21 protein-coding genes are annotated in these 25,838 nt (G+C 44.1%); 15 read left to right on the top strand and 6 right to left on the bottom strand.

Annotated features, from left to right (window positions below):
* Nucleotides 1-154 precede the first annotated feature (154 nt).
* On the bottom strand, nucleotides 155-1,519 hold the full coding sequence (locus ACLI08_RS04155) for a YHYH protein (RefSeq protein ID WP_411427196.1): 1,365 nt from the start codon (nucleotides 1,517-1,519) through the stop codon (nucleotides 155-157).
* A 198-nt stretch (nucleotides 1,520-1,717) separates the two neighbouring features.
* Here ACLI08_RS04155 and ACLI08_RS04150 point away from each other — a divergent pair, with 198 nt between their 5' ends.
* On the top strand, nucleotides 1,718-3,775 hold the full coding sequence (locus ACLI08_RS04150; RefSeq protein ID WP_411427195.1) for a site-specific recombinase: 2,058 nt from the start codon (nucleotides 1,718-1,720) through the stop codon (nucleotides 3,773-3,775).
* Nucleotides 3,776-3,777: 2 nt separating this feature from the next.
* On the opposite strand, the gene ACLI08_RS04145 is transcribed toward ACLI08_RS04150, so the two are convergent.
* Both ACLI08_RS04145 and ACLI08_RS04140 read right to left on the bottom strand, forming a co-directional pair.
* Nucleotides 3,778-6,645 carry a GH92 family glycosyl hydrolase gene (locus ACLI08_RS04145; RefSeq protein WP_411427194.1) on the bottom strand — a complete coding sequence of 956 codons (2,868 nt, stop codon included), beginning with the start codon at nucleotides 6,643-6,645 and terminating at the stop codon, nucleotides 3,778-3,780.
* A gap of 112 nt (nucleotides 6,646-6,757) precedes the next feature.
* Nucleotides 6,758-7,345 (bottom strand): hypothetical protein, encoded by a 588-nt coding sequence (locus tag ACLI08_RS04140; RefSeq protein WP_411427193.1) that lies wholly within the window; start codon nucleotides 7,343-7,345, stop codon nucleotides 6,758-6,760.
* Between the two features lie 252 nt (nucleotides 7,346-7,597).
* Between ACLI08_RS04140 and ACLI08_RS04135 the strand changes: the two genes are divergently transcribed.
* The 4 genes from ACLI08_RS04135 to ACLI08_RS04120 all read left to right on the top strand — a co-directional run bounded on the left by ACLI08_RS04135 (nucleotide 7,598) and on the right by ACLI08_RS04120 (nucleotide 11,729).
* Complete coding sequence (locus tag ACLI08_RS04135; RefSeq protein WP_411427192.1) at nucleotides 7,598-8,308, top strand: hypothetical protein; 711 nt, start codon at nucleotides 7,598-7,600, stop codon at nucleotides 8,306-8,308.
* Nucleotides 8,309-8,406: 98 nt separating this feature from the next.
* A complete protein-coding gene (locus ACLI08_RS04130; protein WP_411427191.1) occupies nucleotides 8,407-9,612 on the top strand; it encodes a serine hydrolase domain-containing protein in 1,206 nt (401 codons plus the stop codon).
* An 85-nt stretch (nucleotides 9,613-9,697) separates the two neighbouring features.
* Nucleotides 9,698-10,411 (top strand): 3'-5' exonuclease, encoded by a 714-nt coding sequence (locus ACLI08_RS04125; RefSeq protein ID WP_411427190.1) that lies wholly within the window; start codon nucleotides 9,698-9,700, stop codon nucleotides 10,409-10,411.
* Between the two features lie 79 nt (nucleotides 10,412-10,490).
* Entirely contained in the window at nucleotides 10,491-11,729 is a 1,239-nt protein-coding gene (locus ACLI08_RS04120; RefSeq protein ID WP_411427189.1) for an AbiH family protein, read from the top strand.
* 42 nt (nucleotides 11,730-11,771) lie between these two features.
* Here ACLI08_RS04120 and ACLI08_RS04115 read toward each other — a convergent pair whose 3' ends face one another.
* From ACLI08_RS04115 to yiaA, 3 genes are all read right to left on the bottom strand, one after another.
* Nucleotides 11,772-12,332 (bottom strand): GDYXXLXY domain-containing protein, encoded by a 561-nt coding sequence (locus ACLI08_RS04115; RefSeq protein ID WP_411427188.1) that lies wholly within the window; start codon nucleotides 12,330-12,332, stop codon nucleotides 11,772-11,774.
* A complete protein-coding gene (locus tag ACLI08_RS04110) occupies nucleotides 12,322-13,584 on the bottom strand; it encodes a DUF2157 domain-containing protein (RefSeq protein WP_411427187.1) in 1,263 nt (420 codons plus the stop codon). Before ACLI08_RS04110 ends, ACLI08_RS04115 begins: the two co-directional genes overlap by 11 nt.
* Nucleotides 13,585-13,693: 109 nt before the next feature.
* Complete coding sequence (yiaA, locus tag ACLI08_RS04105; protein WP_411427186.1) at nucleotides 13,694-14,170, bottom strand: inner membrane protein YiaA; 477 nt, start codon at nucleotides 14,168-14,170, stop codon at nucleotides 13,694-13,696.
* Nucleotides 14,171-14,307: 137 nt separating this feature from the next.
* On the opposite strand from yiaA, the gene ACLI08_RS04100 reads away from it, so the two are divergent.
* From ACLI08_RS04100 to mgtE, 10 genes are all read left to right on the top strand, one after another.
* The gene (locus ACLI08_RS04100; protein ID WP_411427185.1) at nucleotides 14,308-15,798 is read left to right on the top strand and encodes a hypothetical protein; all 1,491 of its coding nucleotides are present in this window, start codon (nucleotides 14,308-14,310) and stop codon (nucleotides 15,796-15,798) included.
* 59 nt (nucleotides 15,799-15,857) lie between these two features.
* Nucleotides 15,858-16,373, top strand: coding sequence for a hypothetical protein (locus ACLI08_RS04095; protein ID WP_411427184.1), 516 nt, complete (start codon nucleotides 15,858-15,860; stop codon nucleotides 16,371-16,373).
* A 156-nt stretch (nucleotides 16,374-16,529) separates the two neighbouring features.
* Nucleotides 16,530-17,483, top strand: coding sequence for an L-threonine 3-dehydrogenase (locus ACLI08_RS04090; protein ID WP_411427377.1), 954 nt, complete (start codon nucleotides 16,530-16,532; stop codon nucleotides 17,481-17,483).
* Between the two features lie 879 nt (nucleotides 17,484-18,362).
* Entirely contained in the window at nucleotides 18,363-19,970 is a 1,608-nt protein-coding gene (locus tag ACLI08_RS04085) for a PcfJ domain-containing protein (protein ID WP_411427183.1), read from the top strand.
* A gap of 57 nt (nucleotides 19,971-20,027) precedes the next feature.
* The gene (locus ACLI08_RS04080) at nucleotides 20,028-21,425 is read left to right on the top strand and encodes an RtcB family protein (RefSeq protein WP_411427182.1); all 1,398 of its coding nucleotides are present in this window, start codon (nucleotides 20,028-20,030) and stop codon (nucleotides 21,423-21,425) included.
* 313 nt (nucleotides 21,426-21,738) lie between these two features.
* Entirely contained in the window at nucleotides 21,739-22,302 is a 564-nt protein-coding gene (locus ACLI08_RS04075) for a hypothetical protein (protein WP_411427181.1), read from the top strand.
* 182 nt (nucleotides 22,303-22,484) lie between these two features.
* Nucleotides 22,485-23,141 (top strand): NAD(P)H-binding protein, encoded by a 657-nt coding sequence (locus ACLI08_RS04070; protein ID WP_411427180.1) that lies wholly within the window; start codon nucleotides 22,485-22,487, stop codon nucleotides 23,139-23,141.
* Between the two features lie 155 nt (nucleotides 23,142-23,296).
* Complete coding sequence (locus ACLI08_RS04065; protein WP_411427179.1) at nucleotides 23,297-23,620, top strand: DUF4286 family protein; 324 nt, start codon at nucleotides 23,297-23,299, stop codon at nucleotides 23,618-23,620.
* 54 nt (nucleotides 23,621-23,674) lie between these two features.
* Complete coding sequence (gene rsmA, locus ACLI08_RS04060; protein WP_411427178.1) at nucleotides 23,675-24,451, top strand: 16S rRNA (adenine(1518)-N(6)/adenine(1519)-N(6))-dimethyltransferase RsmA; 777 nt, start codon at nucleotides 23,675-23,677, stop codon at nucleotides 24,449-24,451.
* The gene (mgtE, locus tag ACLI08_RS04055) at nucleotides 24,441-25,793 is read left to right on the top strand and encodes a magnesium transporter (RefSeq protein ID WP_411427177.1); all 1,353 of its coding nucleotides are present in this window, start codon (nucleotides 24,441-24,443) and stop codon (nucleotides 25,791-25,793) included. The genes rsmA and mgtE overlap by 11 nt, the downstream gene beginning before the upstream one ends.
* Nucleotides 25,794-25,838 lie beyond the last annotated feature (45 nt).

Raw genomic sequence — 25,838 nt, 5'->3', positions numbered from 1 at the left:
TTTACGAACTAAATTTATGCTAGGTTTCTCCCAAACACCTTCCAAACCTCCAAAACCGCTGGGCCTATTGGCTGCTGCAATTACAGTACAAAAAATAAAAGGCCGCACTTACAAAACCTGTAGTACAGCCTTTTAAAACACAAAGAATAATATTTTAGTCGCGTTTAATAACCACCTTTTTAGTGCCGGTATATTTACCACTTGTAATTTTAACCAGGTAAGTTCCTTCGTAAACGGTTTGCACATCAAAATAGGCTATGGTTTGCCCTTTTTTAATGGTTGCCGTTTGTACCAGCTTTCCGTTGATGTCAAAAAGTTCCGCCTTATAATCAGCTACGGTACCGTTACTTACCTGCACGGCTATTAGTTCTGCCGAAGGATTAGGGAACACCGTTACCGATGGCTCTTTTTGTAGGGCTACCGTATTTAGTGGCTCGTAAGTGGTGGTAGTTTCGGTTACAGAAGTAACACGGCTACCGGTTTTATTACCATAAAACGTAGGGCCCACCACATAAGGAAATGCCGAGTTATGGTTTTCATCTACCGTAGCAAAATAGGCATACGTACCGTTAGGATATTCAGGCGTTACGCAAAACCTGCCGTTGTGCACATCAAGGTAATCGGCCTGGCCATTATGGCTTATAAACTCATAATCTTCCCTAAAATAGCCCAGAGGATATGTGGTGCTTACCGCAGGGCCATCGGGCACATCGGTTCCATCTGCCCATGCAGTGCGGGTAGTAATGTTGCGTAACTGATAGCCTGATTTTATGCGCGTAATGCCCCCGCTGCCATCGGCGTTGGCATAGCCGTACGCCCCGTAAATAGGGAAACCATCAAACGCAAAGCCTATAAGCGGCGAATGTTCCTGAGGGTTTATTACATACAGCCCATCGGCATCGTACAGGTTGCAAATCGTAGAAACCACATTAATATCCAGCTTAAAGGCCGTAGGATTTTGATGGTGGTGGTAGTTACCCATAGCCGGGTGCCCTTTAGAGCAATCGAAGCCCGCACGCTCGGCCGGTATGGCATCGCGGTTCCAGTAAATTACAGTATTCGGCGGGCCGCAGGGCGCATTGCCCGGACCTCCGCAAAGGGCATTGCTGCTGGTGCTCCACCCCACCCCATCGCGGTAATCAAACAGTGCTACTCCGTTTATAAACACGCCTATATCGCCCATAGTGGTGCTGGTAGCGGTACCTGTATTTTGTGTGGGGTTAAGTGGCAGTTTTACTATTTTGTTTTGGTTAGCAGCTACCGAAGGGTTTCCGTCTGAAAAAGGCCCCGTAGGGTATGCCGGCACACCCGTAGCGGTTACATATACATAGTTACCCGAGTATTGTACCTTTTGGCAATTAACCAGTATACCGTTACTAAGGGCGATACTGTTGCCGCTCACATAGTAAGTTCCGGTGGTGCTGGTGTTTTGCAGCCATGATGTAATAGCGGGATTGGTCTGCGCTGTTGCGGCTAAACTTATAAAGCAGATAGCCGCGTAGTGTAATATTTTTTTCATGTAACCAATGTGTTTGTTAAGGTGTGCTGTAAGGGTTAGACGATGTTATTAAGAACTTCCTGCGGCAGTGGCTATTATTTTTTAAACGAATGGCTGTACACCATATCAAACCCTTAATCAAATCCTAAAAGCATCAGCGCTTTCGGGCATTTACAGGTAATTTGACTATATTTACGCTGCTAACCTTAAAAAATATTCATGAAATTTAGGAAATCAAGGGACATTGCAACTTTTGATGATTTCTTTCAGCAGAATTTTGACGACAACAACCTGTGGGAATACAAGGCCACTGAGGTAGACCTGCTGGTGGAACTGGTAGCGATTATTCGCCCCAGGCACCCGGAACGCGTTACCGAAGTAAGCCTTGAGCCACTGCTTGCACTGCTAAAAAGCAACGAAAAGTATTGCAAGGGACTAGGATTCTATATAAAAGGACTGATTAAACAGAAAAAATTTAGCCGCATACTTACCGATGCCGGCATACTTAATGACGCCGATTTCTTTTTTGAGGTTAAAAGCAGGCTGCTGAGTAAGATAATACCTTACCAGCCACAAAAAGACACACTGGAATATATTCTTAACCAAGTGTTTTACCTAAAAACAGATCCTATTTGGATACAGAAAATACCGGAAGCCCAACTGGAAGCGCTTTTTGATGCCTTCGGGTTTCGTTCCCTATACATTTCAGATGAGGCAAACAGCCCGCTTACCGAGTTGCTCTTTGCCATGAAGGTACTTATACAGCGTATAGGAGGCCGCGCGCTGGAGACCGATGTAATGCAGATGGTACCCGAGTACGAAAACCTTGAAAGCCCGTTTATAGCCATACAAAAGGAGTTTAGCATACTGAGCGAACGACTGCTGGAGGAGCAAAAAAACTATGTATCGCCAGATGATATGGGATTCCGGCAGATAGGCGTACTGCTGCACCAGTGCAGGGATTATGTAGATGCGGCGTTTAAAAACAGTTCTAAATACGGCATATCATTACGTGTTAACCAAAACCTGCTGCGCATGCGCCAGCAACTGCAACGCCTGGAGGTGCTGCTGCCACTGCTGGCCATATCTGAACCTGAAGAAGCCCGCAAAGACACCATAAGCCTGGCACTAAACCTGATTAACTACAACTGTATAAAAAACAACGTACGCAGCCTGGTAAGCGAAAGCACCCAACTGCTGTCTTACGAGGTTACGCAGCATACGGCAAACACCGGCGAACATTACATAACCAAAACTGTAGGCGAATACTTCCGGATGTTGTGGGCCGCTTCGGGCGGAGGTATTATTGTGGGAGTGTTGTGTATTATAAAAGTACTGCTGGGCAAAGTGGACACCTCTATTTTTGGCCATGCGTTTTTGTACAGCCTTAACTACGCGTTTGGGTTTATTGCTATCTACGTACTGGGCTTTACACTGGCTACCAAACAGCCTGCCATGACGGCTACAGCACTAATACGCGCCCTGGAACGCGACCAGAAAAACAATGAGCTGGGCAATGAAGAACAGCACCGCGCCTTTGCCACGTTTTTCGCGCGGGTATTCCGGTCGCAGTTTATAGCCTTTGTGGGCAATGTGCTGGTGGCTTTTCCGGTGGCATGGCTGGGTATATGGCTTATAGATATAACCTTTCACTACAACATAGCCCTTACAAAATGGGACAAGCTGCTGTTTGACCTCAGCCCCGTACACTCGCTGGCATTATTCCACGCGGCCATTGCCGGGGTATTCCTGTTCCTTTCGGGTATTATAGCCGGCAGCGTGGCAAATCGCGATAAATTCCGCCACATGTATTACCGTATAGCAGAGCATCCGTTGCTTAAAAAAACCTTTGGTCGCACACGTGCCGAAAAAATAGCTGGCTGGTACGAACGGAAATGGGCGGGCATAGTGAGTAACTTTTGGTTTGGCTTCTTTATGGGCAGTACCTCATCTATTGGTATTTTCCTAGGGCTAAACCTGGATATACGCCACATTACCTTTGCCAGTGGCAACCTTGCCTTGGCGCTTTATGGGGCTAACTATAACATAAGCACCGAAATGATACTATGGGCATCGGCAGGTATTGTGCTTATAGGATTGGTTAACTTTTTAGTGAGCTTTACCCTAAGTATGTCTTTAGCATTCCGTTCGCGAAACATTCCACTTACCGAGTTTTGGGCTGTAGGACGCGCCATACGCAGGCACTTTTTAAGAAAGCCGCTGTCGTTCTTTTTCCCTTCGGGAGAAAAAAAGACAGCAGCCGGCAAAACACCCTGATACTATTTTATTGTAATTTCATCTACAAAAATATAGGCCTCTCCCCCAGCGCCCTGGTGCCACTGCGGCAGGGTGCCAAAGTTGTACGCCTTTACTTTTACGTATCGGGCTTTGGTGTTTAGGGTAGTGCTTAGTTCTTTTAGCTGCACCTCATAATCATGTGGATCTATAGCGTGGGTTATGTTGCCTGCAGGCGTGTAGGTAACACCATCAATCGAGATAAAAAATTCTACCCTGGTAGGTAGTATAATCCAGGCACGGGTGTCTTGTAGAAACGATGCGCTTATGCTGTGTACATCCTGTACTTTTTGTAAATCTACTACCGCTTCAAAATCCTGAGCCTGGTAGCCCTGCCAGTCGCCCTTGCGCCAGTTAGTACTGCCGTGTATACCGTTTAGCAATGCATCATCGCCCCCGGCTGAGTACTGCTTATCGTATTTTGATGCTATGGCTATGGTGTAGTTATTTGGTTTTTGAAAATAAAATGCCTCAATGGTATCGCTGCGTTTACCCGCATTTTCGGCATAGAAAGACACCACGGCATTACGCTGGGAAACCGTAACCGGGCTTTTGAAAAGCTGGAACGGCGGCAGGTAAGAATCGCGCATATCGTTTACCCTATAGTAAATTTTATCCGATGGGCGGCTGCCTTCAAACGTTACGTCCATACTTCCTGCAAAAGACTTTGATGGCGTCTTTATAACAGGCACGGGCACTATTTCTTCGTATCCCGGCAACATCTTTGGCACATCATATCCTCCTGTAGCAGCAAAACTGTCTATTCCCTCCAATATCCTTGTTTCCGTGGAAGGCGTTAGGGTTATGCTTTTTCCATTTTCCAAATGCACCACAGCTTTTTCAAAATAGGGTTTGGTGCTGCTCCATGCCTCCTGTCCCGGCGTAACCTTATAAACACCCAAACTACTTAGTACGTACCAGGCGCTCATTTGTCCGCAGTCCTCGTTGCCTATAAGTCCGTCGGGGGTATTTTTATAAAAATTATCCAGTATATAGCGCACCCATTTTTGAGTCTTTTCGGGCTTATCTACATAGTTGTATAGGTATGCCATGTGGTGGCTTGGTTCGTTGCCGTGGGCATACTGCCCTATAAGCCCCGTAACGTCTACCTGCTCGCGGCCGGTTGTAGCGCTTGGCGCGCTAAACATTTCATCGAGTTTGGCCTCAAAAGCCACATTACCTCCATACGCTTCTATCATACCCTGTATATCCTGAGGTACAAAAAAGCTGTACTGCCAGCTGTTGCCTTCGGTAAAGTTGTTGTTTATTTCGCGTGGGTCAAACGGTGTTTCCCAGCCCCCGTTGCGTTTCGGGCGCATGTGTTTAGTAGTAGGGTCAAACAGGTTTTTCCAGTTTTGGCTGCGCTTCATAAAATATTTGTAATCGGCCGCATGGCCTGTACTATTTGCCATTTGGGCTATACACCAGTCGTCATACGCATACTCCAGGGTTTTCGATACGCTTTCGTGCTCATCATCTATGCTTATAAAACCGTTGCGCTTATAGGCATCGAGCCCTAAATGGTTGAGCATGGCGCTGTGTTTTGCCGCCTGAAATGCCTTTTCGTAATCAAAACCCTTAATACCTTTGGCGATGGCATCGGCCATAACGCTTACTGAGTGGTAGCCTATCATACAGTCGGTTTCGTTGCTGGCAAGTTCCCATACGGGCAGCCTGCCGCCCTGCTCATACTGGGCAAGGAAGGTGTTAATGAAGTCGGCAGTACGTTTTTTGTCAATCAGGGTATATAGCGGATGCGCCGCCCTAAAAGTATCCCATAACGAGAATACAGAGTAATACGTAAAGCCTTCTGCATAATGCAGCTGGTTATCCCTGCCACGGTATTGGCCATCTACATCCATAGCCACGTTAGGCTGCATCATGGTGTGGTACAGCGCAGTGTAAAATACGGCGTTCTTATCTTTATTCTTTTCGGTGATCTCTATTTTGCCAAGTTCTTTGTTCCAAAGCGCCTGCGCGTTGCTAACGGTTTCGCCAAAATCCCAACCCGGTAATTCGGCTTTCATATTTTTGGCGGCGCCCTCATAGCCCGTAGGGGACAGCGCTACCTTAACCAATAGCTGTTCGCCCTGTTTTACCTCCTTGCTAAAGCTTATAGCTAAAAGCGAACCTGCAAAAAACGTATCGGTTAGCTTAGCCGGGGCAAAGGCGTTGTTGTTTACTTTGGTAATTTTTACCGGCTGGCTAAATTCTATTCGGGCATAAATGTACTGGTCTCGTGCCCAGGCCTCACTACGGCGAAACACCTCTATGGTTTTACTGTCTATAACCCGTACTTCGCCCATAAGCAGCTTATCGCGATGGTTAAGGTCGAGTATAATGTTGGCTTGTCCTGCCTTATTAAAGGTATATTTATGAAAACCCACACGCGGGGTAGCGGTAAGTTCAGCCTTTATGTTATTATCCAGCAGTACAGAATAATAACCTGCCGCAGCCGTTTCATTAGCATGCTTAAACGTGGTGCTGTAGTCTTTTTTATCTAAAGATGCCTCGCCCAGGGTAGGCATAAGCATAATATCGCCATAATCGCTGCATCCGGTACCATTAAGGTGCGTATGCGAAAACCCATAAATAACCTCATCTGAATAATGGTAGCCGCTACACCCGTCCCAGCTGCCATCTACCCGCGTATCGGGGCTAAGCTGCACCATACCAAACGGAACGGTAGCCCCGGGAAAAGTGTGCCCATGGCCGCCGGTGCCTATAAACGGGTTTACAAAATGGGCAAGATCTTTTAAGGCTGAAGCCTTAGTACGCGGTTTGGGTTTATGTTTTTGAGAAAATGCGAAAAATGATACTACTAAAAGTGCGAAAACCGACAGCTTCTTCATTTTAATGAGGAGATTATTTTGGTTAATGTAAAGATAGCGGTTTTTCTATTGGTTGTATGCTTTTAGCAAAACCGGTGGCGGCCTCTATGTACTGCGGTATGTACGTGGCAAGCTATTGTGGTATCTCTATTTCGGGTTCGTATTTTGCCCGGTTGTTATTTTCGGGCAGGCCTATTTCTTTTTTAAAACGGTAATAGCTTTGTTCAAGTTCATAGCGTACACCGCTAACCTCTACAAACAGTGTAGAATCAGTATTATGCAAAACAAAGCTGCTGTAAGATTCAAGTTTAGTTTGAGCAATTTTCCCCATCATAATGTTTTTAAACAAATCAGCCACCGCTTTTTTTCCGGCTGGGCCTAATACTATTGTTTTGTTGTATTCTAATGGTTTTGGTTTACCGTTTAGGTACCGTAGCGAGTCGCAATTAAAACTGTGCCTTATGCAGTTCAGCTTATATGTTCCGATAGTATCCTGGTAAAGTGCAAAACGATCTTTTGGCCCACCCCATTCGCCACAATCGTCTATCATAGCATCCAGGTACACAGTATCCGAAACCGGACCGAACCGCATATCCGGAAAGAAATCATCTTTCGGATTCTCATATATGTATTTTACCGTAGGGTCGTCTATCGAAAGTTTTGCTCCGGGGTCGCACGCGATTATAAACAGTAATAACAATGGAATATAGATTTTTCTCATTTATACGCTTTTGTGGTGTTGGCTAACTGTAAATATAAGAAGTTTCTGTGGCTAAAACCGCAGCAATATTCACGTGGAGGTGTAACACGCGCATGCACGCCACCTTTTTTCATTTTTTTACAGCACAGGCAAACTTAATGCGCTGCTTTGGCGTTTATATAATGTAGGTTTTACAAACGAATAACTACCGTTACCCTATGCAAAAATCAGGTTTTTTTGTAAGTTTATACCCGTAATTTCTGTGCTGAAAAAATGAAACGTATTTTGTTAGCCCTGCTATCGCTTTCTGTAGCGTGTAACAGCCCCAAGGCTGAAGACACGGCTGCGCTGCCGGTTAAAAAAACTCCGGCACAGCATGCGCATGCCCCGGAAAAAGCAAAAAAACAGGCAAATGAAAAACCGGTAGACGAGGAAACCCTAAAAAACGAAGCCCGCCTTATTCCGCATGAAAAAACCCTGGAGGGACTTACCTTCCGGTATGGGTACACCGAATACGATGAAGATGTATTTGGCTTTGAAAACCCGGGCTACCTGGAGGTAAAAAAAGACGGCAAGCTACTGTTTAAAGACGCGTTTAAAGGCGAAGGCGAACCCTATGTTACCTCCCTGGGCTACCACGAGCTGGGTGGCGATAAAAAGCTGATCTTTAAACTAAATTACGGCACACAGGCCTGTGATTATACGCAAACATCGCGCTATTACGTACTAAACAACGACGGCAGCATTGGCTACATTAACGAATACTGGTCAGCTAAAAGCGGCGACGGGTACAGCAACCGCCATTTTAAAGAAATATGGCCGGGCGATGTGGCCGGGCAGTCTAACACGCTTACTATTGTAGAAGGTATAGACTTTAACGACAGCAGCAGGCCTAACCAATACGACACTACCCGTATACTCTTTAACGGCAATGCCTTTAAAGTGCAAAAGCTATCAGATAACCTTAACCGGGCTGCGCAGTAGTTAAATCTTACACCGCCATTACCACATTTCCGTTAAGTAAAGCACGCCTTGCGGGGTGTACAAAATAATTTGTACATTCGTAGTAAACCGCTCATTTTATGAAATTCCTGAAAAAACTCCTCAAATGGTTTGTGCTGCCTGTGGCTGTTATTATAGCCCTCATGTACATATTTGATGTAGATTACCTTATAAAAGCCGTACGTGTGGTGTATCTGCACGGCAAAACCACCGCCTACCTGGATGACTATACCCATTTTGATAACCGTACCATTCACCACGGTACGCCACAACCATGGGCTAATACCAAAGACTACAACAACATTAAAGGTACTGAAAGGCTTGAGCAGGTAAACAAAGAATTGGGCACGGTAGCCTACCTGATTATAAAGAACGACAGCATTTGGCACGAAAGCTATTATGATGGTTACGGGCCGGAGAGCAAAACCAACTCGTTCAGCATGGCTAAGAGCATAACCTCTGCCGCTATGTTTGAGGCTATTGAAGAAGGTAAAATAAAAAGCCTGGATCAAAAAGTGGGTGACTTTTTCCCGGAGTTTAAAAAGGGGCTTGCCGCGAAACTCACCGTGGGCGACTTGTCTTCTATGGCTACGGGGCTGGACTGGAATGAAGAATACAGCAGTGCCTTTAGCATTACTACACGCGCCTACTTTGGCAACCACCTGGAACAAACCATGCTGAATGTACCGGTGGTAAAAGAGCCGGGCAAAGAATTTGTATACGTTAGCGGCGCTACAGAACTGCTGGCTATGGTGGTTACAAAGGCTACCGGGCAAACGCTGAGCGAATATGTATCGGATAAATTCTGGAAGCCTATGGGCATGGAGCAGGATGCCTTGTGGCAGCTCGATAAAAAAGATGGCATAGAAAAAGCCTACTGTTGTGTGGGCAGCAACGCCCGTGATTTTGCACGCTTTGGCAAATTATTCCTGCACCACGGAATGTGGAACACTGCCAAAGTGCTTGACAGCGCCGATGTAGCCCGTATGGTTACACCACGTTTTGCCAAAAGCCCGGAATACGGGTACGGCTGGTGGATAAACAACTACATGGGTAAAAAAATGTACTATATGCGCGGCCACCTTGGGCAGTTTGTAATTTGCATACCGGCAGACAACCTGGTTATTGTAAGGCTGGGTCACACCAAGGGTTATCAAACCAAAAGGACTGAACCTAATTACGACCCGCATAGCAACGACTTTTATGTATATGTAGACGAAGCCTATAAAATGCTGGGCAAAATGAAGCCCGGGGAAGGCGAAGGCAACAAACGTAAAATGAAATAATTTTCAAGACTCGAATTATACCAATCGGTATAATACCCATTAGGGTAGATTAGTGTAATTAATTCGTGTCAAAACAATATTTACAATGCTTGAAAAAATACGGCTGGAAAATGTCCTTTTCATTGATATAGAAACGGTACCCGAACATGAGCATTACTTTCAGCTCGACCATGAAACACAGGATTTGTTTGCACAAAAAACAGCCTACCAACGCAAGGGCGAAATAGAGGCCGAAGACTTTTATGACCGTGCCGGTATTTGGGCCGAATTTGGTAAAATTGTGTGTATATCTGCGGGGTTCTTTACCTTTCGTAATGATGTGCGCCACTTTAGGGTAACCTCTTTTTTTGGCGAAGAAGAAAAAATCCTACGTGATTTCAGCAACTTGTTAAACAATCATTTCGGACAGCCGCAGCACATATTGTGCGGGCATAACGCCAAGGAGTTTGATATACCCTACATAGCCCGCCGCATGATTATAAACGGCGTACCCCTGCCCGGCAAGCTGAACCTTTTTGGCAAAAAGCCCTGGGAAGTACCTCACCTGGATACCATGGAGCTTTGGAAATTTGGCGATTATAAAAGCTTCACTTCGCTAAAACTGCTTACCAAGATACTGGGCATACCATCGCCTAAAGATGATATAGACGGCAGCGAGGTGGCGCACGTGTACTACATAGCCAAAGACATAGACCGCATTGTTACCTACTGCGAAAAAGACGTTGTGGCTACCGCCCAAATACTGCTGCGTTTCCGCCGCGAGGAGCTGCTGGTAGACGACGAGGTGGTGCATGTTTAGGGGTTGAAAGTCCGATGTCTGATGTCCGAAGATTAACAGCAGCAATTATTAGTTATTTTTATACCAAACCAACCTTACTATGAACAAGCTTGTTATTATAGGCAACGGCTTTGACCTTGCGCATGGATTACCAACATCTTATGGGGATTTTATAAATTGGTTTTGGAGTAATTTAAGACTTTTTTACAAAGACGAGTCCATAAAAAAATTAGTGTACGTAAATGAAATGAATTATATTTACGTTCAATATGAAACCTCCTGTTTTGCTGACTTTGTTAAAAACCTTAAGGAATATTGTAAAACAAATGGGCACAAATTCAGTGAGCAGGTAATTGCTGCAATAAAAAATAATCTTGATACCATTTTTGAGTTTAGAAGTGATTTTTTTAAATTAATCTGTAAAAATCATTCAATCCAAAACTGGGTAGATATTGAAAACGAATACTACAGGTTACTAAAAGATTGTTTGAAAGAAAATGACAATACTAAAGTTAAGAAACTCAATGAAGAGTTTGAACAGGTAAAGAATTTGTTGGAGAGATATTTGAAAGAAGAAGTTGATGCCAAATACAACTTTGAAAATACTACTGATATTGTTAAGATATCAGATATATTTAACCACAAATTTCAATATCAACAAGAAAAGAGATATATTCAAGAATTTTCAAATGCTCAACTACCAGAAATACGTATAAGAAATAGGATTTTAAAATCAGCATTTGAAAGTTCTGATGTAACAAACTTTATATTTGAAAAAGGTCGTGAAACCACAAACTATTTTTTGAATTTCAACTACACGCAAAGTTTGTCAAATTATCTGGCTAAACTAATAAATAATGACATAGCTTATTTTGGAACTTCTCATCAAATCCAAATCCACGGTCGCCTTAATGACCCTAACAACAAAATAAATTTTGGCTTTGGTGATGAAATGGATGACCATTACAAGCAAATAGAAGAAAAAAACGATAACGAATACCTGAAGTACATAAAATCGTTTCAATATCTTCAAAATTCAAATTACAAAAAGGTACTGGACTTTATAGATGGCGATAGTTTTCAGGTATATATTATGGGGCATTCATGTGGGCTATCAGATAGGATATTGCTGAACACTATTTTTGAGCATACTAACTGCGTATCGATAAAAGTATTCTACCACCAGCGCGCAGATGGCTCTGATAACTATACCGAAATTGTACAGAACATATCACGCCACTTCAACAAAAAGAAAATGATGCGCGACAAAATTGTCAATAAATCCCTGTGCCAAAAACTACCTCAAAATATACGCTTTGAAAAACTAAATACCCCATAACATAAATATGCTACGGGGTGTTTAGTTGATATTTTATAAGCACTACTTCCGGTGCTTTTCTACGTACTCTTTTATAGGCATACCACCTACAATAACATCTTTAACTACGGCAACATCTCCCCTTACAGACACCACAGCATACGCCGGAACTTTATTCTTATCGTTGTTACTATATTCGCGGTAAACCGTTTCAGCATCGGAGGCCTTGCTTTCTTCCATGTAAAAGCGGTTAAAAGGGTAATCAAAATGCTGTATTCCATCATAATTATATCCTAATTCTACTAAAACGTAGTCCCCTTTTTGTGGTATATCGGTTTGAAGTTTAGTCACTGTAGCAAAACCTTCTTTGTCTTTGCCCAGCAGCGCGTACACTTTCTCGTCATTGCCAAACTGGTATTCTTTGGCTCTTATAGTATCAGGTTCAAAATCCAAGCGAATGTACTTACCCCTAAACGGGTCGGTAGGGTCGATGGGTTTGGTCTTAAACTTATATTCGGTGCCTTTGGTATAGGCCATTTCGTTTTCATATACCATTTGTCCCGGTATGGCGAGCTGTATCAGTGCTACTACAGCAAAGGCTATTAATAAAATTTTAGTTTTCATGAGGTTGTGTTTTTAAGGTTTGTCGCTTGCGTTTACTTACGGCATAGTTGGCCACGAAGAAGCCGGCACCTACCCCTACAAACAGCAGCCCACGGATTACAAAACTAAGGTCGGTATCAAAAAAGCGGCAGCCAGCCAGGATGGTTATAATAACAAGGCCAAAATTTACCGTGAGGTACTTTACCCTGTCTATACCCTGCTTTATGTACCAGAGTCCGGCACCCAGTGTAATGAGGTTCGTAACCACCGCGGCAAAGCCATTTGACACAAACGAAAGCATATACATAGCTAATACTGAAAGCGGTAAAAACTGCGCCAGGTCAAAATCTTTCTGCTTCAGGTTTCTGCCTATAAAGAACAATGTACCTGCAAGCATCAGCACAAAAACTGCTATATAACCGCCGGGCACTTTATCGGTGTCCATATCCTCCCATACTACGCGGAAAGAACCCATAAACAACAGCACCATAGTACCACATATTCCTATAAACTTGTACCCCCAGCCCAGTTTCGGCAGTTTGCCTGCCATGTACAGCAGTCCGTAAAACACCACAAATAACAGGAACGAGAAATCGCCCGTATGCGAGAAAAACATATGTGCTGCCACCATAAACGCTATGGGCATCAGTATGTGCAGGGTACGCGTTATGCGCCCTTCTGCATCATCTTTTATCAGGTTGTAATAATAGGGTAGCACAATGGCTATCAGCGAAAGATACCAGTAGGGTTCTTCATACGGGTAGCTCCACCACCCTTTACTTACGGCATATACTACCGCGATTATTATGTGCAGCACCACGGCGGCATTACTGCGCAGCAGGTATATAAGCGGTGCACACAGCAATGCCCATGTAAGCAGGAATTTAGGGAAATCGCCGCTAATATTGTAAATCTGTGCCACTAAAGATATGCTTGCCCCTACCGAGAAAAACACCAGTACGGCGGCGGTTTCTTTAAAGGCAACGCTCTTGTTTTTAATAATGCAGTACGCTGCAAATGCTTGCGAAAGTAACAGCGGTGTAAACGCGAGCAACGTTTTTACCTGCCGGGAGAAGTTATCCCAGTTGTGGGCAAAAATAAGGATAATGCCCAGCCCCACCAGTATACCGCCCAAGGCGGCAAATATTGCAAGCAACGGATTGCTCTGCTCTTGTTTTTTGGTAAGGTAGTATTGCTCTATATCCCGAACGGTTTCGGGGGTAATCACGTTTGCGCGGAGCAACTCGTCCAGGTCTTTTTTTGGTATAGCCATGGCATAGCGGTTTTGGTTAAAGATAAAAAAATGGTGGGTTTATTAAGTATCGGAAAGAAGTAAAAAAGCCCCGCAGCGCATTGCTGCAACTACAGGGCACCGCTAAGCGTTATATATCTTTAGCCGCTATAAGTTGGGCATCGCGGGTATTCTTTTGTACGGCTATTGCAGAAAACACACTCAGCGTAAACGACATTCCGTAGAAGCCCTTTTCACTCAGCAGCAGGTCGGCGTTCCATAAGCCTATTATCAGCAGCACCAAACAAGCTACGGTGGCAAACCAGCTCAGGCCGTAATACAAGTCAGTTACCGGCAGGCCTTCGGCTTTGTCCCTTACACTTTTCTGTACCGATATTACAGCAAACAACCCGAACAGCAGTATGGTAAAGTAGTATCCTTTTTCGTTAAGCTGCATGGTGGCATTCCATAAACCCACGCAGTATCCTACTACTCCGGCAAGCAGTGCTGCCCATGAGGCCCCTATAAATGCCCCGGTAGGTTTCATAGGGTTCCGTCCGTTTGTGTTGTTGTCCTTTTTAGAAGTTGTTGTTGTTTCGTTTACGTCGAATGTTCTTAGCGGTTCCATAATTTTAAAAATGTTTTTGTTGTTATTTCTGATGCAAAGATGCGCCGGAAATGCTCCGCCCAAAAGTCAACATAAAGACAAAACTGACGACTTAATTATAATTTCATTACATTTGAATACCCTAAAATCAACCCTATATGAATGCCATACCTGATATTGTTTCTTTAATGAATGAGGATGATAAACGTGAGTTTAGCGCATTCCTCCGCTATAAAAACAAGCGTAACGATGCTAAAGACGTTAAGTTGTTTAAACTTATAGAAACTGACGATATAGATGGCATAAAAAAATTATATAAAGGGCAAGATAATAACGATGCCTACCATGCCCTGCGAAAAAGGCTGCACGAAAGCCTGGTGCAGTTTATGGCCAACCGTACGTTTGAAAATGCCACCGGCGAAGCCCACGAGGTACTGCGCCTGCTGGTGGTAAGCCGGTTCTTTTTGGAACATAACCTTACCAAGACCGCGTTTAAATGCCTGGCCAAAGCGGAAGCACGCGCCCTTCCGCTGGAACAATTTAGCCTGCTAAACGAAATTTACGTTACCCGCATTCAGTATGCCCACCTCAACCCTACCGAGGATTTAAACGCCTTAGTAAAAAAGTACCAAACCAATAGCGTTCAAATGCAGCGCGAAGCCCAGCTGAACATAGGCTACGCCTTACTGCGAAAAGAATTGCACGACATTCACCTGAAGGGCAAAGTAGTCGATTTCCGTACGCTGGTGCTGGGCACGGTAAAGCAACTGGGCGTATCACTAAACGAGGTGCTTACGTATAAATCGCTTTACCAAATGCTGTTTATAGCCAACGAGTACGCCACCATGAACCACAACTTTACCTTGGTAGAACCCTTTGTTAAGCGCAGCTATGAGTTTATTGAATCTAAAAAGGAAAGCGGCGACAACCAACTCTACTATCATATTTATGTGATTTATTTCCTGGCAAACATTAACTTCCGTAACCACCGTTTTACCGAAAGCCAAAACTACCTTGCCCAAATGAGCACGCTTATGCAAAAGCAGGGCAGCCGCTACCACAGCCGGTTTTATTTAAGGCAGCAACTTCTGCTGGCATTGAACCTGCACTTTTCAGGCAAGCCCGCAGAGGCTTTGGCAATAGCGGAAAAGGCCCTGAAAAGTGCCACTAAAAAATCGGCTCCCGAAGACGTAAACGACCTGCGTGTGTGCATAGCCATGTTCCTTGTGCAGCAGCGCAACCGCAACGCCCTGAAATACATGGCACAGTTTACCCATACCGATGCCTGGTACGAAAAGAAGCTAGGCATGCTATGGAGCATTCGCAAAGCACTTATGGAAATACTAATGCACGCACAGTTTGAAAACGAGGAACTGGCATTGGCCCGGCTAAAAAGCTTTAAACGCCGCTACAAAAAATACCTGGAGCAGGTAAACGAGCAACGTGTTATGGAATTTGCCCTGATTGTAGAACGCTGCATACTAAAACCCGAAACAGCGCGCCACCCTGATTTCAAAGCTGGTATTGTTAAAATGATGAATCCCGCCATTAAAGAGGATATTTTTGTCATCAGTTTTTTAGGTTGGCTTATTGCTTTAGCAGAAAAGAAAACGCCATATGAAGCGGCTTTGGAGTTAATAAATATGTAGTTTTATAAACCGTTACGCAAAGCGAAAAAATTTATCCTTATAAAGTTATGACGAATACTATGAATATTTACAAGATATTATTCGCGTTACCACTACTATTTATCAGTTGTAATAAAAAACCGGCAATAGCCTACGAAGAAAAAATCCATCATAAAAATTATTATAAAAACATATACGAAGTTACAAATGACACCGCCGAAAAGGGATGGGTAGAACTTAAGGGCGAATCACAGTCACTTACTTTACACTTTTTTCAAGATAAGAAAGACACTCTTGGTTTTGCATATTCTCCCGAATGTTGGGTAGAGTTTCCATACAAAACAAAAAATGGCAAAATCACTGTGTATTGGGATACTATCATTGATACCAAGTATAACTTTGATCTAGTAAAGGCAATGCGAGAAACCCCGCCAAAATATATTGGGAAGCCCTTTTTGGAACTGTCTTTGGAAGATGGAACAATATTAAACGCTCATTATACAGAACAACATTTGATAGAAAACATAAATCAATCCGTTAAAGGAAGAATCGCTTTTCCTGAAAAATTTACGATTTCAGACACTATCATATTTTGAATTTGAGCAAAGGCCTTCGTAATTTCAAACTGATTATTAATCGAATTAGAATTAATTTCAATCACAATATTTCAAAAAAATGTTATATTTACCCTCATAAAAAGTAAAATTCGTAATTTTATTACGTATATATTTGTAATCACAAACAACACTGCTATAATGCCTAAAATACTCATCATCGGCGCCTGTGGGCAAATTGGTACCGAACTGACGAAAAAACTACGCGAAGAATACGGCACTAATAATGTAATAGCGTCTGACGTGCGCAAAACCGATCCGGAGTTTGTAAGCTCAGGCCCGTTTGAGGTGGTAAACGCACTGGATTTTAACCAGATAGAGCACACCATAGAAAAACATGGCGTAACCGATGTGTACCTTATGGCAGCCCTGCTTAGTGCCACGGCAGAGAAAAACCCCGCTTTCGCATGGGATCTTAATATGAACTCGCTATTCCACGTACTGAATTTGGCCAAAGCAGGTAAGATTAAAAAGATATTCTGGCCCAGCAGTATTGCGGTTTTTGGCCCTACAACGCCTAAGCAAAACACGCCGCAGTATACCGTTATGGAGCCCAGTACCGTGTACGGCATAAGCAAGCAAAGCGGTGAGCGCTGGTGCGAATACTACCATAACATTTACGGTGTAGATGTACGCAGTATACGCTACCCCGGCCTTATAAGCTGGAGCACACCTCCGGGAGGTGGTACTACTGATTATGCAGTAGACATTTACCACAAGGCACTGGAAAACGGCAGCTATACCTGTTTCCTTTCAGAAGATACCCGCCTGCCTATGATGTATATGGACGATGCTATACGCGCCACTATAGAAATTATGAAGGCTCCGGCCGAAAACATAAAAATACGCAGCAGCTATAACCTGTCTGCCATGGATTTTACGCCAAAGGAAATTACCGCAGCCATACAGCAGCAACTGCCGGAATTTACCATAAGCTATGAGCCCGACTTTAGGCAAAAGATAGCCGACAGCTGGCCGCAAAGCATAGACGACAGCAGCGCACGCGCAGACTGGGGCTGGAATCACGACTTTAGCCTGCAATCTATGACCGCAGATATGCTGGCACACCTATCGGAATTAAAAGCACAATAGCTAAACATTCATAAACTAACACACTTTTTTAACACACTACGCAACCCGGGCTTTTGTCCGGGTTTTTTTATTTTTGGCAAAAAATACGCCGGAAAATTATACCATCCCGACGAAAATTTTACAAAAAATCTGAAGAAACCTGCTGTGCGACAGCATTATCTACAAATCATGTTAATTAAATGTATATCAGCAATTTAAATACAAAAATATTATTATAAAAAATACGCTGAAAATTCTTACCGAAAAATAGACTAATTACAAATAGCTGATTTTGTTTGGATTATAAAAAACAAATGCTATACATTTGCAGCACGTTTAACAACAAGATAAAAATTAAAAAAATGAGTTTCACAATATCTAACATAAAGCTACAGGATGCAGGCAGAGTACTTGCACCGGCGATGGGGTATTGTGTAATAAATTTTGGATAGATAAAAATATTCAATAACAATATATACAGGCCCCGTTACGCAAGTTTCGGGGCTTTTTTATTTGCACATGCTACAACACATTGTACACATACTAAACGCAAGCCGTCCTGAGTTATTCGGGCAAAACGGCTATGGCACAGGACCGCATATTCCCTTGTGAAAGGAGGAATTACACCTTAACAAAGGTAAACAGCCCGGTCCCGTTAACGACCGGGCTTTTTTATTTCATTTGGTCAGGTGTACAGGTAAGTCATAAAACGCTAAAAAACAAGCGTTGAATTTGGATTAAAAAATAATAACAAAACAACAATCGGTTTTCCGGCATTCGACTTTCGACCCCGGACTTTCGACTAAAAAGAAATAAATGTTTAAAAAAACAACAAACCCGGCAATCACTTAGTGCAGCCTTAACCAGCCAAACCAGGTGTTTGCCAAAACGCTAAAAGCCATGGAAACACTAAACACACAGCTTACGCCTTTTGTAATACGCTTTCCGGCGTTGGTAGAGCAACTGTACCACAATCCGCCGGGCGCCACTATGGCAGGCCAAAGCATAGAAGCTACCATACACAACCATTTTGCAGCTATGAGCGCCGCACACCATACCTGGAAACGCGAAGCTTTTTATAGGTTGCTTATCGTTATGTACCATAAAAAATGCTACGGTGTGCTTAGAAATCCGGCGTATATAGATGTATTGGCAAACATAAGCCGCTTTGGCAACAAAACGGTACACCCCATAGAAGACTGGACAAAAGACAGCCTTACCGCTGATGGTCAACTGGCAAGCCTTATCAGGTATTTGTTTACAACCTATGATGTGCCCCAGTTTATGGAGCACGTATTTGCCGAAAGCAAAATAGTACACATGCTGTGGTACATACAGCTGGGCAGGGGCGATAGCGTGTTGAGCCTGTGTGCGTTTCCCGCTAAGTTTACGCACAAAATGGCGCATGAGTTCAGGAACACGCCGGGCCATATGTACACTGTAGATCAGGCCATACGGCGAGCGCAGGCACTGGGTTACGGTGCCACGCACAAGCTTGCTGAAAACATAGCGTGGTCTGCAAATATTGCTGACATAAAAGACAATACGTTCCGGGCGAAGTTTATACAGTTTGTAGCAAAAAATGCACGGGATGCACAGTTTGCCGAAATAGAATCGGTAACAGGTTACGTGGCAGATAAGTACGCCGAAACAAACGGTTTTAAGCTAAAAGGCCGAAGCTGGGCAGCACTGGTAAAAGCAGCACGCGAGCACGAAATTGAAAAGGCCAAAAGGCTTGCCGCCGAGATGGGGGGCGACTGGGATGCGCTGCAAGTACCTGACTATGAAGTTATTTCAGATAAAGATATCTTTCGTATAGTGCAGTTGCTAACTTCTGAAGAGCTTTACAACGAGGGCGTGGAAATGAGCCACTGCGTAGCCGATTATGACGGTGACTGCGCTGCAGGTGATACTGCCATCTTTTCCCTACGCAAATTTATCGAGGGTACAGAAGGCTATGAAACCCTCGCCACGCTGGAATACCGTACAGAAGAACATAGTATAGTGCAGGCGAAAGCCAGGTTTAACGAGTATGTGTCTTTAGAGGCAGAGCACCACATAGAAAAATGGGCCAAGCTAAACGGTATAGCCATAGACTGCGATTTGTACGTGCCTTACGATGCGCCACAAGCCCCTGTTGCTGCAGCGGTTGCAGCAGTTGCAGTTGGCCAAGCGGCAGGAATGCCACGAATAGAGCCGCGTATAGACGCGCTTATGGCACACCGCAGGCTGGCACAGCAGCAAGCACAAAACGCACGCAACACAGACAATGGCGGCGAAATTGCAACTATAGTAAAATTGGTACTATTCGCATTAAAAATAGTGTTTGTAATTTCCAGGTTTGGTGGTCCATCAACAACAGAATACAAAACACTGCCAGCCATGCCACAATACGAAAATGCTGTACCTGCAAACCAGGTAACCGAGGATTTTAACCGCTCGTTAGACTCAATACTGAAAGAGCAGAATACGCTGCGCAAAGTTACGCCTGCTGCTGCGGGCAAGTAAATACAGGAAGCCCGCTTCAGGTAATGACACTGGGCTTCTGACTAAAAATTAAAAATTATGGCAAAATTAAAATTAAGGGGTAATCACCTCATAGATATAGGATTTCCGCAAAACAAGGCAATAAGCATTGCATTAGACGACATGAAGAAATTCCACAAGCGGGAATCAAGAGAAAGGGTACTGGCCCTGCTTAAAGAAGTATTGGCAAACCCAACTGAATATATGGGAGACGGTATAATGGGCCGCACCGCCGAGGCATTACTCGAAGCGAAAAAAACCGAGAGCCGGCAGCTAAACACCCAGCGTGCACCCTACGCGATTTTTGGCGAAGATGGCATAGCACGGGAGGCAAAAGACCAGCTGTACACCGCACTAAAGTTGCCCATAAGCAAGGCCGGCGCCTTAATGCCCGATGGTCACGGTGGCTATGGCCTGCCCATAGGAGGGGTACTGGCTACCGAAAATGCGGTGATACCGTATGGCGTGGGGGTAGACATAGGATGCCGTATGTGCCTTAGCGTATACGACATAGACCCCAGTTACCTGGAAGGTGCAAAGGATAAATATGTAAACCTGCTACACGAGCATACCAAGTTCGGGATGAGTGAGGTACACAGAAGCCCGGCAGACCATGCTATTTTCAGCCGTAGTGAGTTTAACGACATACCGTTTGTAAAACGCCTTAAAGATAAGGCGTGGAAACAGCTGGGCTCATCAGGGGGTGGTAACCATTTTGTGGAGTTTGGCATAGTAACCATAACCGAAAAAGATGCTACCCTTAACCTGCCTGCGGGCAGTTATATAGGGTTACTGTCGCACAGCGGTTCGCGGGGCCTTGGGGCGAACATTGCCAAAGAGTACACCACCCTTGCCATGAAGCAAACTCCGCTGCCTAAGGAGGCACGCCATCTTGCATGGCTGGATCTTGATACGCATAACGGGCAGGAGTATTGGCTTGCCATGAACCTTGCCGGCGATTATGCTTCGGCTTGCCACCATGATATTCATAGGCGTATAAGTAAGGCACTGGGTACGCGCCCGCTTACCATGGTAGAAAACCACCACAACTTTGCCTGGAAAGAAATGGTAAACGGGCAGGAACTTATAGTGCACCGCAAAGGTGCTACCCCCGCCGGAAAAGATGTGTTGGGCATTATACCCGGCAGCATGACGGCACCCGGCTTTATTGTAAAAGGTAAGGGTAACGCTCAGTCTATTAACTCGGCTAGCCATGGGGCGGGCAGGCTACTTTCGCGCACGCAGGCCAAACGCGAAATTACCAACAGCCAGCTAAAAAAGGTATTGGCACACCACGGTGTTACACTCATTGGCTCCAGCATAGACGAAGCGCCTATGGCCTATAAAAACATACATGATGTTATGGCGCAGCAAACAGCACTGGTAGACGTGCTGGGAACCTTTACCCCGAAAATCGTGAGGATGGACAAGGGGTAGTTTGGTTTATAGTGGGCAGTCGCAGTGAGCAGTTCACGAACCGTTGATAGGGCCGATTTACTGCGCCACGACGGTAGTGTAAGCGATGTCGCAATTATTAAATAAAGAAAATCTCCCTTAAAAGGGGTAAAAGAGAGAGGGCAAACCAACGAACCAACTCTTACAAAACCACAGCAGAACGCGGGTACACGGCACCTGGTACAACAAGGAGCAACTTGCAATAAATGCGTAAACCAACCGCACACTACCTTACCGGTGTACGGTGGCCCGCCTGCTTTGTGGTGATTTATATTAACGCATAAAGATAACCAATATGGGACTTTCTAATCACGAAGTTATGTACATACAGGCAAAGGATAACTACCCTTTTAATGTAGATGAGTGCATAGAAAAACTTCAGTACGTTATAGCGGCCGACGATGAACACGCCGGGGCACACTTTTTAATGGGGCAGATTTACGAGGAGCAACTCGATGATTATAAGCAGGCTGAGTACTACTACCGTATGACGTTGTACCTGGATAAGCATTACCTGCCCGTATACGGGCAATACATTTGTATGCTTATTAACCTTAACAGGCTAGACGACGCTTATAAAATTATTGAAGCCGCAGTAAAAGTGCCGGGCATGGGCATGGCTTACATAGACTTCCTTACCGGGATGCTTTATGAAAAGTACGAAATGTATAATGCCGCAACAGAGTATTATACAAAGGCGAAACTCGGCGGGCTTAATAACTACTGGCTGAGCAATATGGACGATGCCTTAAAACGTATAAAGGATAAAAAGGCACTCGCTAAAAAACTTAGCAAGAAAAAGGAAGCCAAGCCGGAGAAAAATGACAAGAATGAGAAAAATGAAAAGGCTTCCAAGTAATGATAAAAACCACAGGTAATACTGTGGTTTTTTTTGTGCACTGAAGTTGGCCCCACTGTTTACACAAAACTTAAACTACTGTAAAAGGAAGATTCTGTACCGTTTATATGCCGTATCTTTATGCAAAAGCACAGCTCTCTCTTCATAAGAGGCTTGTACCTATACACATAAAACAGAAGAAAATGACGAAAACCGCTATATTATTAGGAGCCACCGGCGCTACAGGAACCGAACTACTACAATTGTTATTAAAGGATAACCGGTACAATACCGTAAAACTTTTTTCGCGAAAAGCTTCGGGTATCAGCCACCCAAAAATAAAGGAGTATATAATAGACTTGTTTGCCCTGGAGCAGCATGCGGCTGACTTTACGGGCGATGTGGTTTTTTGCTGCATAGGCACTACAAAAGCTAAAACCCCAGATAAAGAAACCTATTATAAAATTGATTACGGCATACCGGTAGCGGCGGCAACCCTTGCAGCGGTAAACGGCATACCATCGTACATTGTAATCTCTGCCCTGGGCGCCGATAAAAACAGCAGTATATTTTACAACCGGACTAAAGGCCAAATGCAGGAAGCAGTTTTAGAAAAAAGCATTACCAATACCCATATAATGCAGCCCTCACTAATTACCACCAAGCGTAGTGAAAACAGGCTGGGCGAAAAAATAGCAGCAGCAGTGTTTAAGGTAATAAACCCGCTGCTTGTGGGCAGCCTTAAAAAGTACCGCAGCATAACAACTACCACAATAGCACGCGCTATGATCTGGCTCGACAATAATAGCTATTCTAATATCATTGTACCATCGGATGAAATACAGGAGTTAGGAGGTTAGAATTTATGACTTTTGACCCTATAAAAAATTACCAAAAAATTATCACGCCCATAACGGCACTGCGCTATCTTTGTAGAGGATTTCAGATTGTATAAAAGTACAGCCTGATTTTTCCGAATAACCGCATAAACGTATAACCAAATCACCTTATAAAAATGATAATATACAACGTTACCAGTGCCGTAGAACCTACTGTACACGAACAGTGGCTACAATACATGATGGACAAGCACGTACCCGAAATTATGGCTACCGGCATGTTTAGCAAAATAAAAATTGTAAAGGTGCTGGGCGATGAACAGCATCATGGCGGTACTACCTACTCTGTACAATATACCGCAGACAGCCGCGAAAAACTGGAGACATATTACAGGGAACATTCACCTGCGTTCCGTGCGGAAATGCAACAACTTTTTGGCAACTCAGTGCTACAGTTCCGCACAGAACTGGAAATAGTACAGGAGTTTTTATCGGTATAAAAATTAAAGTGGGTGCCTTTTTAGTTATTCCCCATAAACAGCGATATTTGCACCATGGATAAAGTAAAAGCTAAAAAGCACCTGGGGCAGCATTTTCTTAAAGATGAAAGCATAGCCCAAGACATTGCCGACTCGCTAACCCTACAGGGCTACACTAAAGTGCTTGAAATAGGGCCCGGTATGGGCGTGCTTACAAAGTACCTGCTTCAAAAAGATATTGAAACCTTTGTTATAGAAATAGATACTGAGTCTGTAGAATACCTGCAGGCACATTACCTTAAACTGCACAACCATATTATAAGCGAGGATTTCCTGAAATACGACATTACTAAAACCATGGGCGACAGCCCGTTTGCCATTATAGGCAACTATCCGTATAATATTTCGTCGCAAATCGTATTCCGTACCTTGGAAATGCGCCACCGTATACCAGAGTTTTCGGGTATGTTCCAAAAGGAGGTTGCCGAACGTATTTGCGAAAAGAAAGGCAGTAAAACCTACGGCATACTTTCGGTTTTGGTACAGGCATTTTATGATGCCGAATACCTGTTTACCGTACCGGAACACGTATTTAACCCACCGCCAAAAGTAAAAAGTGGTGTGCTAAGGCTCAGGAGGAAAGAAAATTACCACCTGCCGGTAGACGAAAAACTGTTTTTCGGGGTGGTAAAAGCCGCCTTTAACCAACGCAGAAAAACACTGCGAAACAGCCTGAAAAGCTACATAACCACTGATATTTTAAAGGAAGATAGTATCTTTGACCTGCGCCCGGAACAGCTTTCGGTAGAGCAATTTATTACCCTTACGCAAAAGATAGCCAATGGAGTTTAAAATCAGCAGGGATTTCATCGCCCAGATAGAGCAATATGCAAGCGAAAACCGTGAAAATGAACTGGTAGCATTACTGGAAGATCTTCACTACGCCGATATTGCCGAAATTATGGGCGAGCTGGATGATGCTGATGCGATTTATATTTTCCACATCCTTGATACCGAAAAAACAGCCGAGATACTGCTGGAGCTGGACGAGGAAGTGCGGGAGAAAATTTTGCGTGGGTTATCTGCAAAAGAAATTGCAGAGGAGCTTGACGAGCTGAGTACAGACGATGCTGCCGATATTATAGGTGAACTCCCTGCCGAAATGAAAGAGGAGGTAATCTCTGAAATTCAGGACGTAGAACACGCCAAAGACATTGTAGACCTGCTGCGCTATGATGAAGATACCGCCGGTGGTCTTATGGGTAAAGAGCTTGTACAGGTAAACGAAAACTGGAGCGTACTTACCTGTGTAAAGGAAATGCGCGAACAGGCGGCTAATGTACAACGTGTACATTCTATTTATGTGGTAGATGATGAAGGCAGGCTTAAAGGCAGGTTGTCTTTAAAAGACCTGCTGGTTACAAGCACACGCAGTATGATTAAAGATGTGTATATACCTAAGGTTGACTTTGTTAAGGTAAGCACACCCGATGTGGAAGTAGCCCGTATTATGCAAAAGTATGACCTGGAAGCCATACCTGTGGTAGACGAACTGGGCAGGCTTGTAGGGCGCATTACCATAGACGACATTGTAGACGTAATTAAGGAAGAAGCCGATAAGGATTACCAGCTTGCGGCGGGTATCTCTCAGGACGTAGAGGCTGATGACAGCATCCTTGACCTAACGCGTGCACGCCTTCCGTGGCTGGTACTGGCCCTGCTGGGTGGGTTTGTAAGCGTAAAGTTGCTCAACAGCTTTAGCGGCGCCATGAACAACCATAAAGAACTGTTCTTTTTTACCCCGCTCATAGCCGCTATGGCCGGTAACGTAGGAGTACAGTCAAGTGCTATTATCGTACAGGGTTTGGCCAATAACAGTATAAGCGGCAGCCTTTGGAACCGCCTTATAAAAGAGGTATTACTCAGTTTGCTAAACGGTGCCATACTGGCATCTATACTTATAGCCGGAAGCCATATATTGCTCGATGTAAGCTACGCCGTGGGTATTACGGTAAGCATATCGCTGGTATCGGTAATCATTATAGCATCGCTTATAGGTACATTTGTACCCATATTGCTAAACCGTGTAGGCTTTGACCCCGCATTATCTACCGGGCCCTTTATTACTACCAGTAACGATATTTGCGGTATCCTTATCTACTTTTCTATTGCCAAACTAATACTTGGGTTTTAGGATATTGCAAATATTTTTGGAATATTTCTAACATGGTAAAGCAAT

It is taken from the genome of Flavobacterium sp. RNTU_13 (assembly GCF_046614455.1).
Classification (GTDB): domain Bacteria; phylum Bacteroidota; class Bacteroidia; order Flavobacteriales; family Flavobacteriaceae; genus Flavobacterium.
The sequence above is the reverse complement of the archived record's forward strand: the minus strand, read 5'-3'. Positions and strand labels throughout refer to the sequence as shown.

Excerpts from the sequence above, each read along its gene's own strand:
- ACLI08_RS04135 (WP_411427192.1), top strand. The coding sequence starts at position 7,598 with ATGAAACGTATTTTGTTAGCCCTGCTATCGCTTTCTGTAGCGTGTAAC.
- ACLI08_RS04110 (WP_411427187.1), bottom strand. The coding sequence starts at position 13,584 with ATGGCTATACCAAAAAAAGACCTGGACGAGTTGCTCCGCGCAAACGTG.
- ACLI08_RS04120 (WP_411427189.1), top strand. The coding sequence starts at position 10,491 with ATGAACAAGCTTGTTATTATAGGCAACGGCTTTGACCTTGCGCATGGA.
- ACLI08_RS04085 (WP_411427183.1), top strand. The coding sequence starts at position 18,363 with ATGGAAACACTAAACACACAGCTTACGCCTTTTGTAATACGCTTTCCG.
- rsmA (WP_411427178.1), top strand. The coding sequence starts at position 23,675 with ATGGATAAAGTAAAAGCTAAAAAGCACCTGGGGCAGCATTTTCTTAAA.
- mgtE (WP_411427177.1), top strand. The coding sequence starts at position 24,441 with ATGGAGTTTAAAATCAGCAGGGATTTCATCGCCCAGATAGAGCAATAT.
- ACLI08_RS04125 (WP_411427190.1), top strand. The coding sequence starts at position 9,698 with ATGCTTGAAAAAATACGGCTGGAAAATGTCCTTTTCATTGATATAGAA.
- ACLI08_RS04075 (WP_411427181.1), top strand. The coding sequence starts at position 21,739 with ATGGGACTTTCTAATCACGAAGTTATGTACATACAGGCAAAGGATAAC.
- ACLI08_RS04150 (WP_411427195.1), top strand. The coding sequence starts at position 1,718 with ATGAAATTTAGGAAATCAAGGGACATTGCAACTTTTGATGATTTCTTT.
- ACLI08_RS04115 (WP_411427188.1), bottom strand. The coding sequence starts at position 12,332 with ATGAAAACTAAAATTTTATTAATAGCCTTTGCTGTAGTAGCACTGATA.
- ACLI08_RS04080 (WP_411427182.1), top strand. The coding sequence starts at position 20,028 with ATGGCAAAATTAAAATTAAGGGGTAATCACCTCATAGATATAGGATTT.
- yiaA (WP_411427186.1), bottom strand. The coding sequence starts at position 14,170 with ATGGAACCGCTAAGAACATTCGACGTAAACGAAACAACAACAACTTCT.
- ACLI08_RS04130 (WP_411427191.1), top strand. The coding sequence starts at position 8,407 with ATGAAATTCCTGAAAAAACTCCTCAAATGGTTTGTGCTGCCTGTGGCT.
- ACLI08_RS04155 (WP_411427196.1), bottom strand. The coding sequence starts at position 1,519 with ATGAAAAAAATATTACACTACGCGGCTATCTGCTTTATAAGTTTAGCC.
- ACLI08_RS04070 (WP_411427180.1), top strand. The coding sequence starts at position 22,485 with ATGACGAAAACCGCTATATTATTAGGAGCCACCGGCGCTACAGGAACC.
- ACLI08_RS04140 (WP_411427193.1), bottom strand. The coding sequence starts at position 7,345 with ATGAGAAAAATCTATATTCCATTGTTATTACTGTTTATAATCGCGTGC.
- ACLI08_RS04095 (WP_411427184.1), top strand. The coding sequence starts at position 15,858 with ATGAATATTTACAAGATATTATTCGCGTTACCACTACTATTTATCAGT.
- ACLI08_RS04065 (WP_411427179.1), top strand. The coding sequence starts at position 23,297 with ATGATAATATACAACGTTACCAGTGCCGTAGAACCTACTGTACACGAA.
- ACLI08_RS04100 (WP_411427185.1), top strand. The coding sequence starts at position 14,308 with ATGAATGCCATACCTGATATTGTTTCTTTAATGAATGAGGATGATAAA.
- ACLI08_RS04145 (WP_411427194.1), bottom strand. The coding sequence starts at position 6,645 with ATGAAGAAGCTGTCGGTTTTCGCACTTTTAGTAGTATCATTTTTCGCA.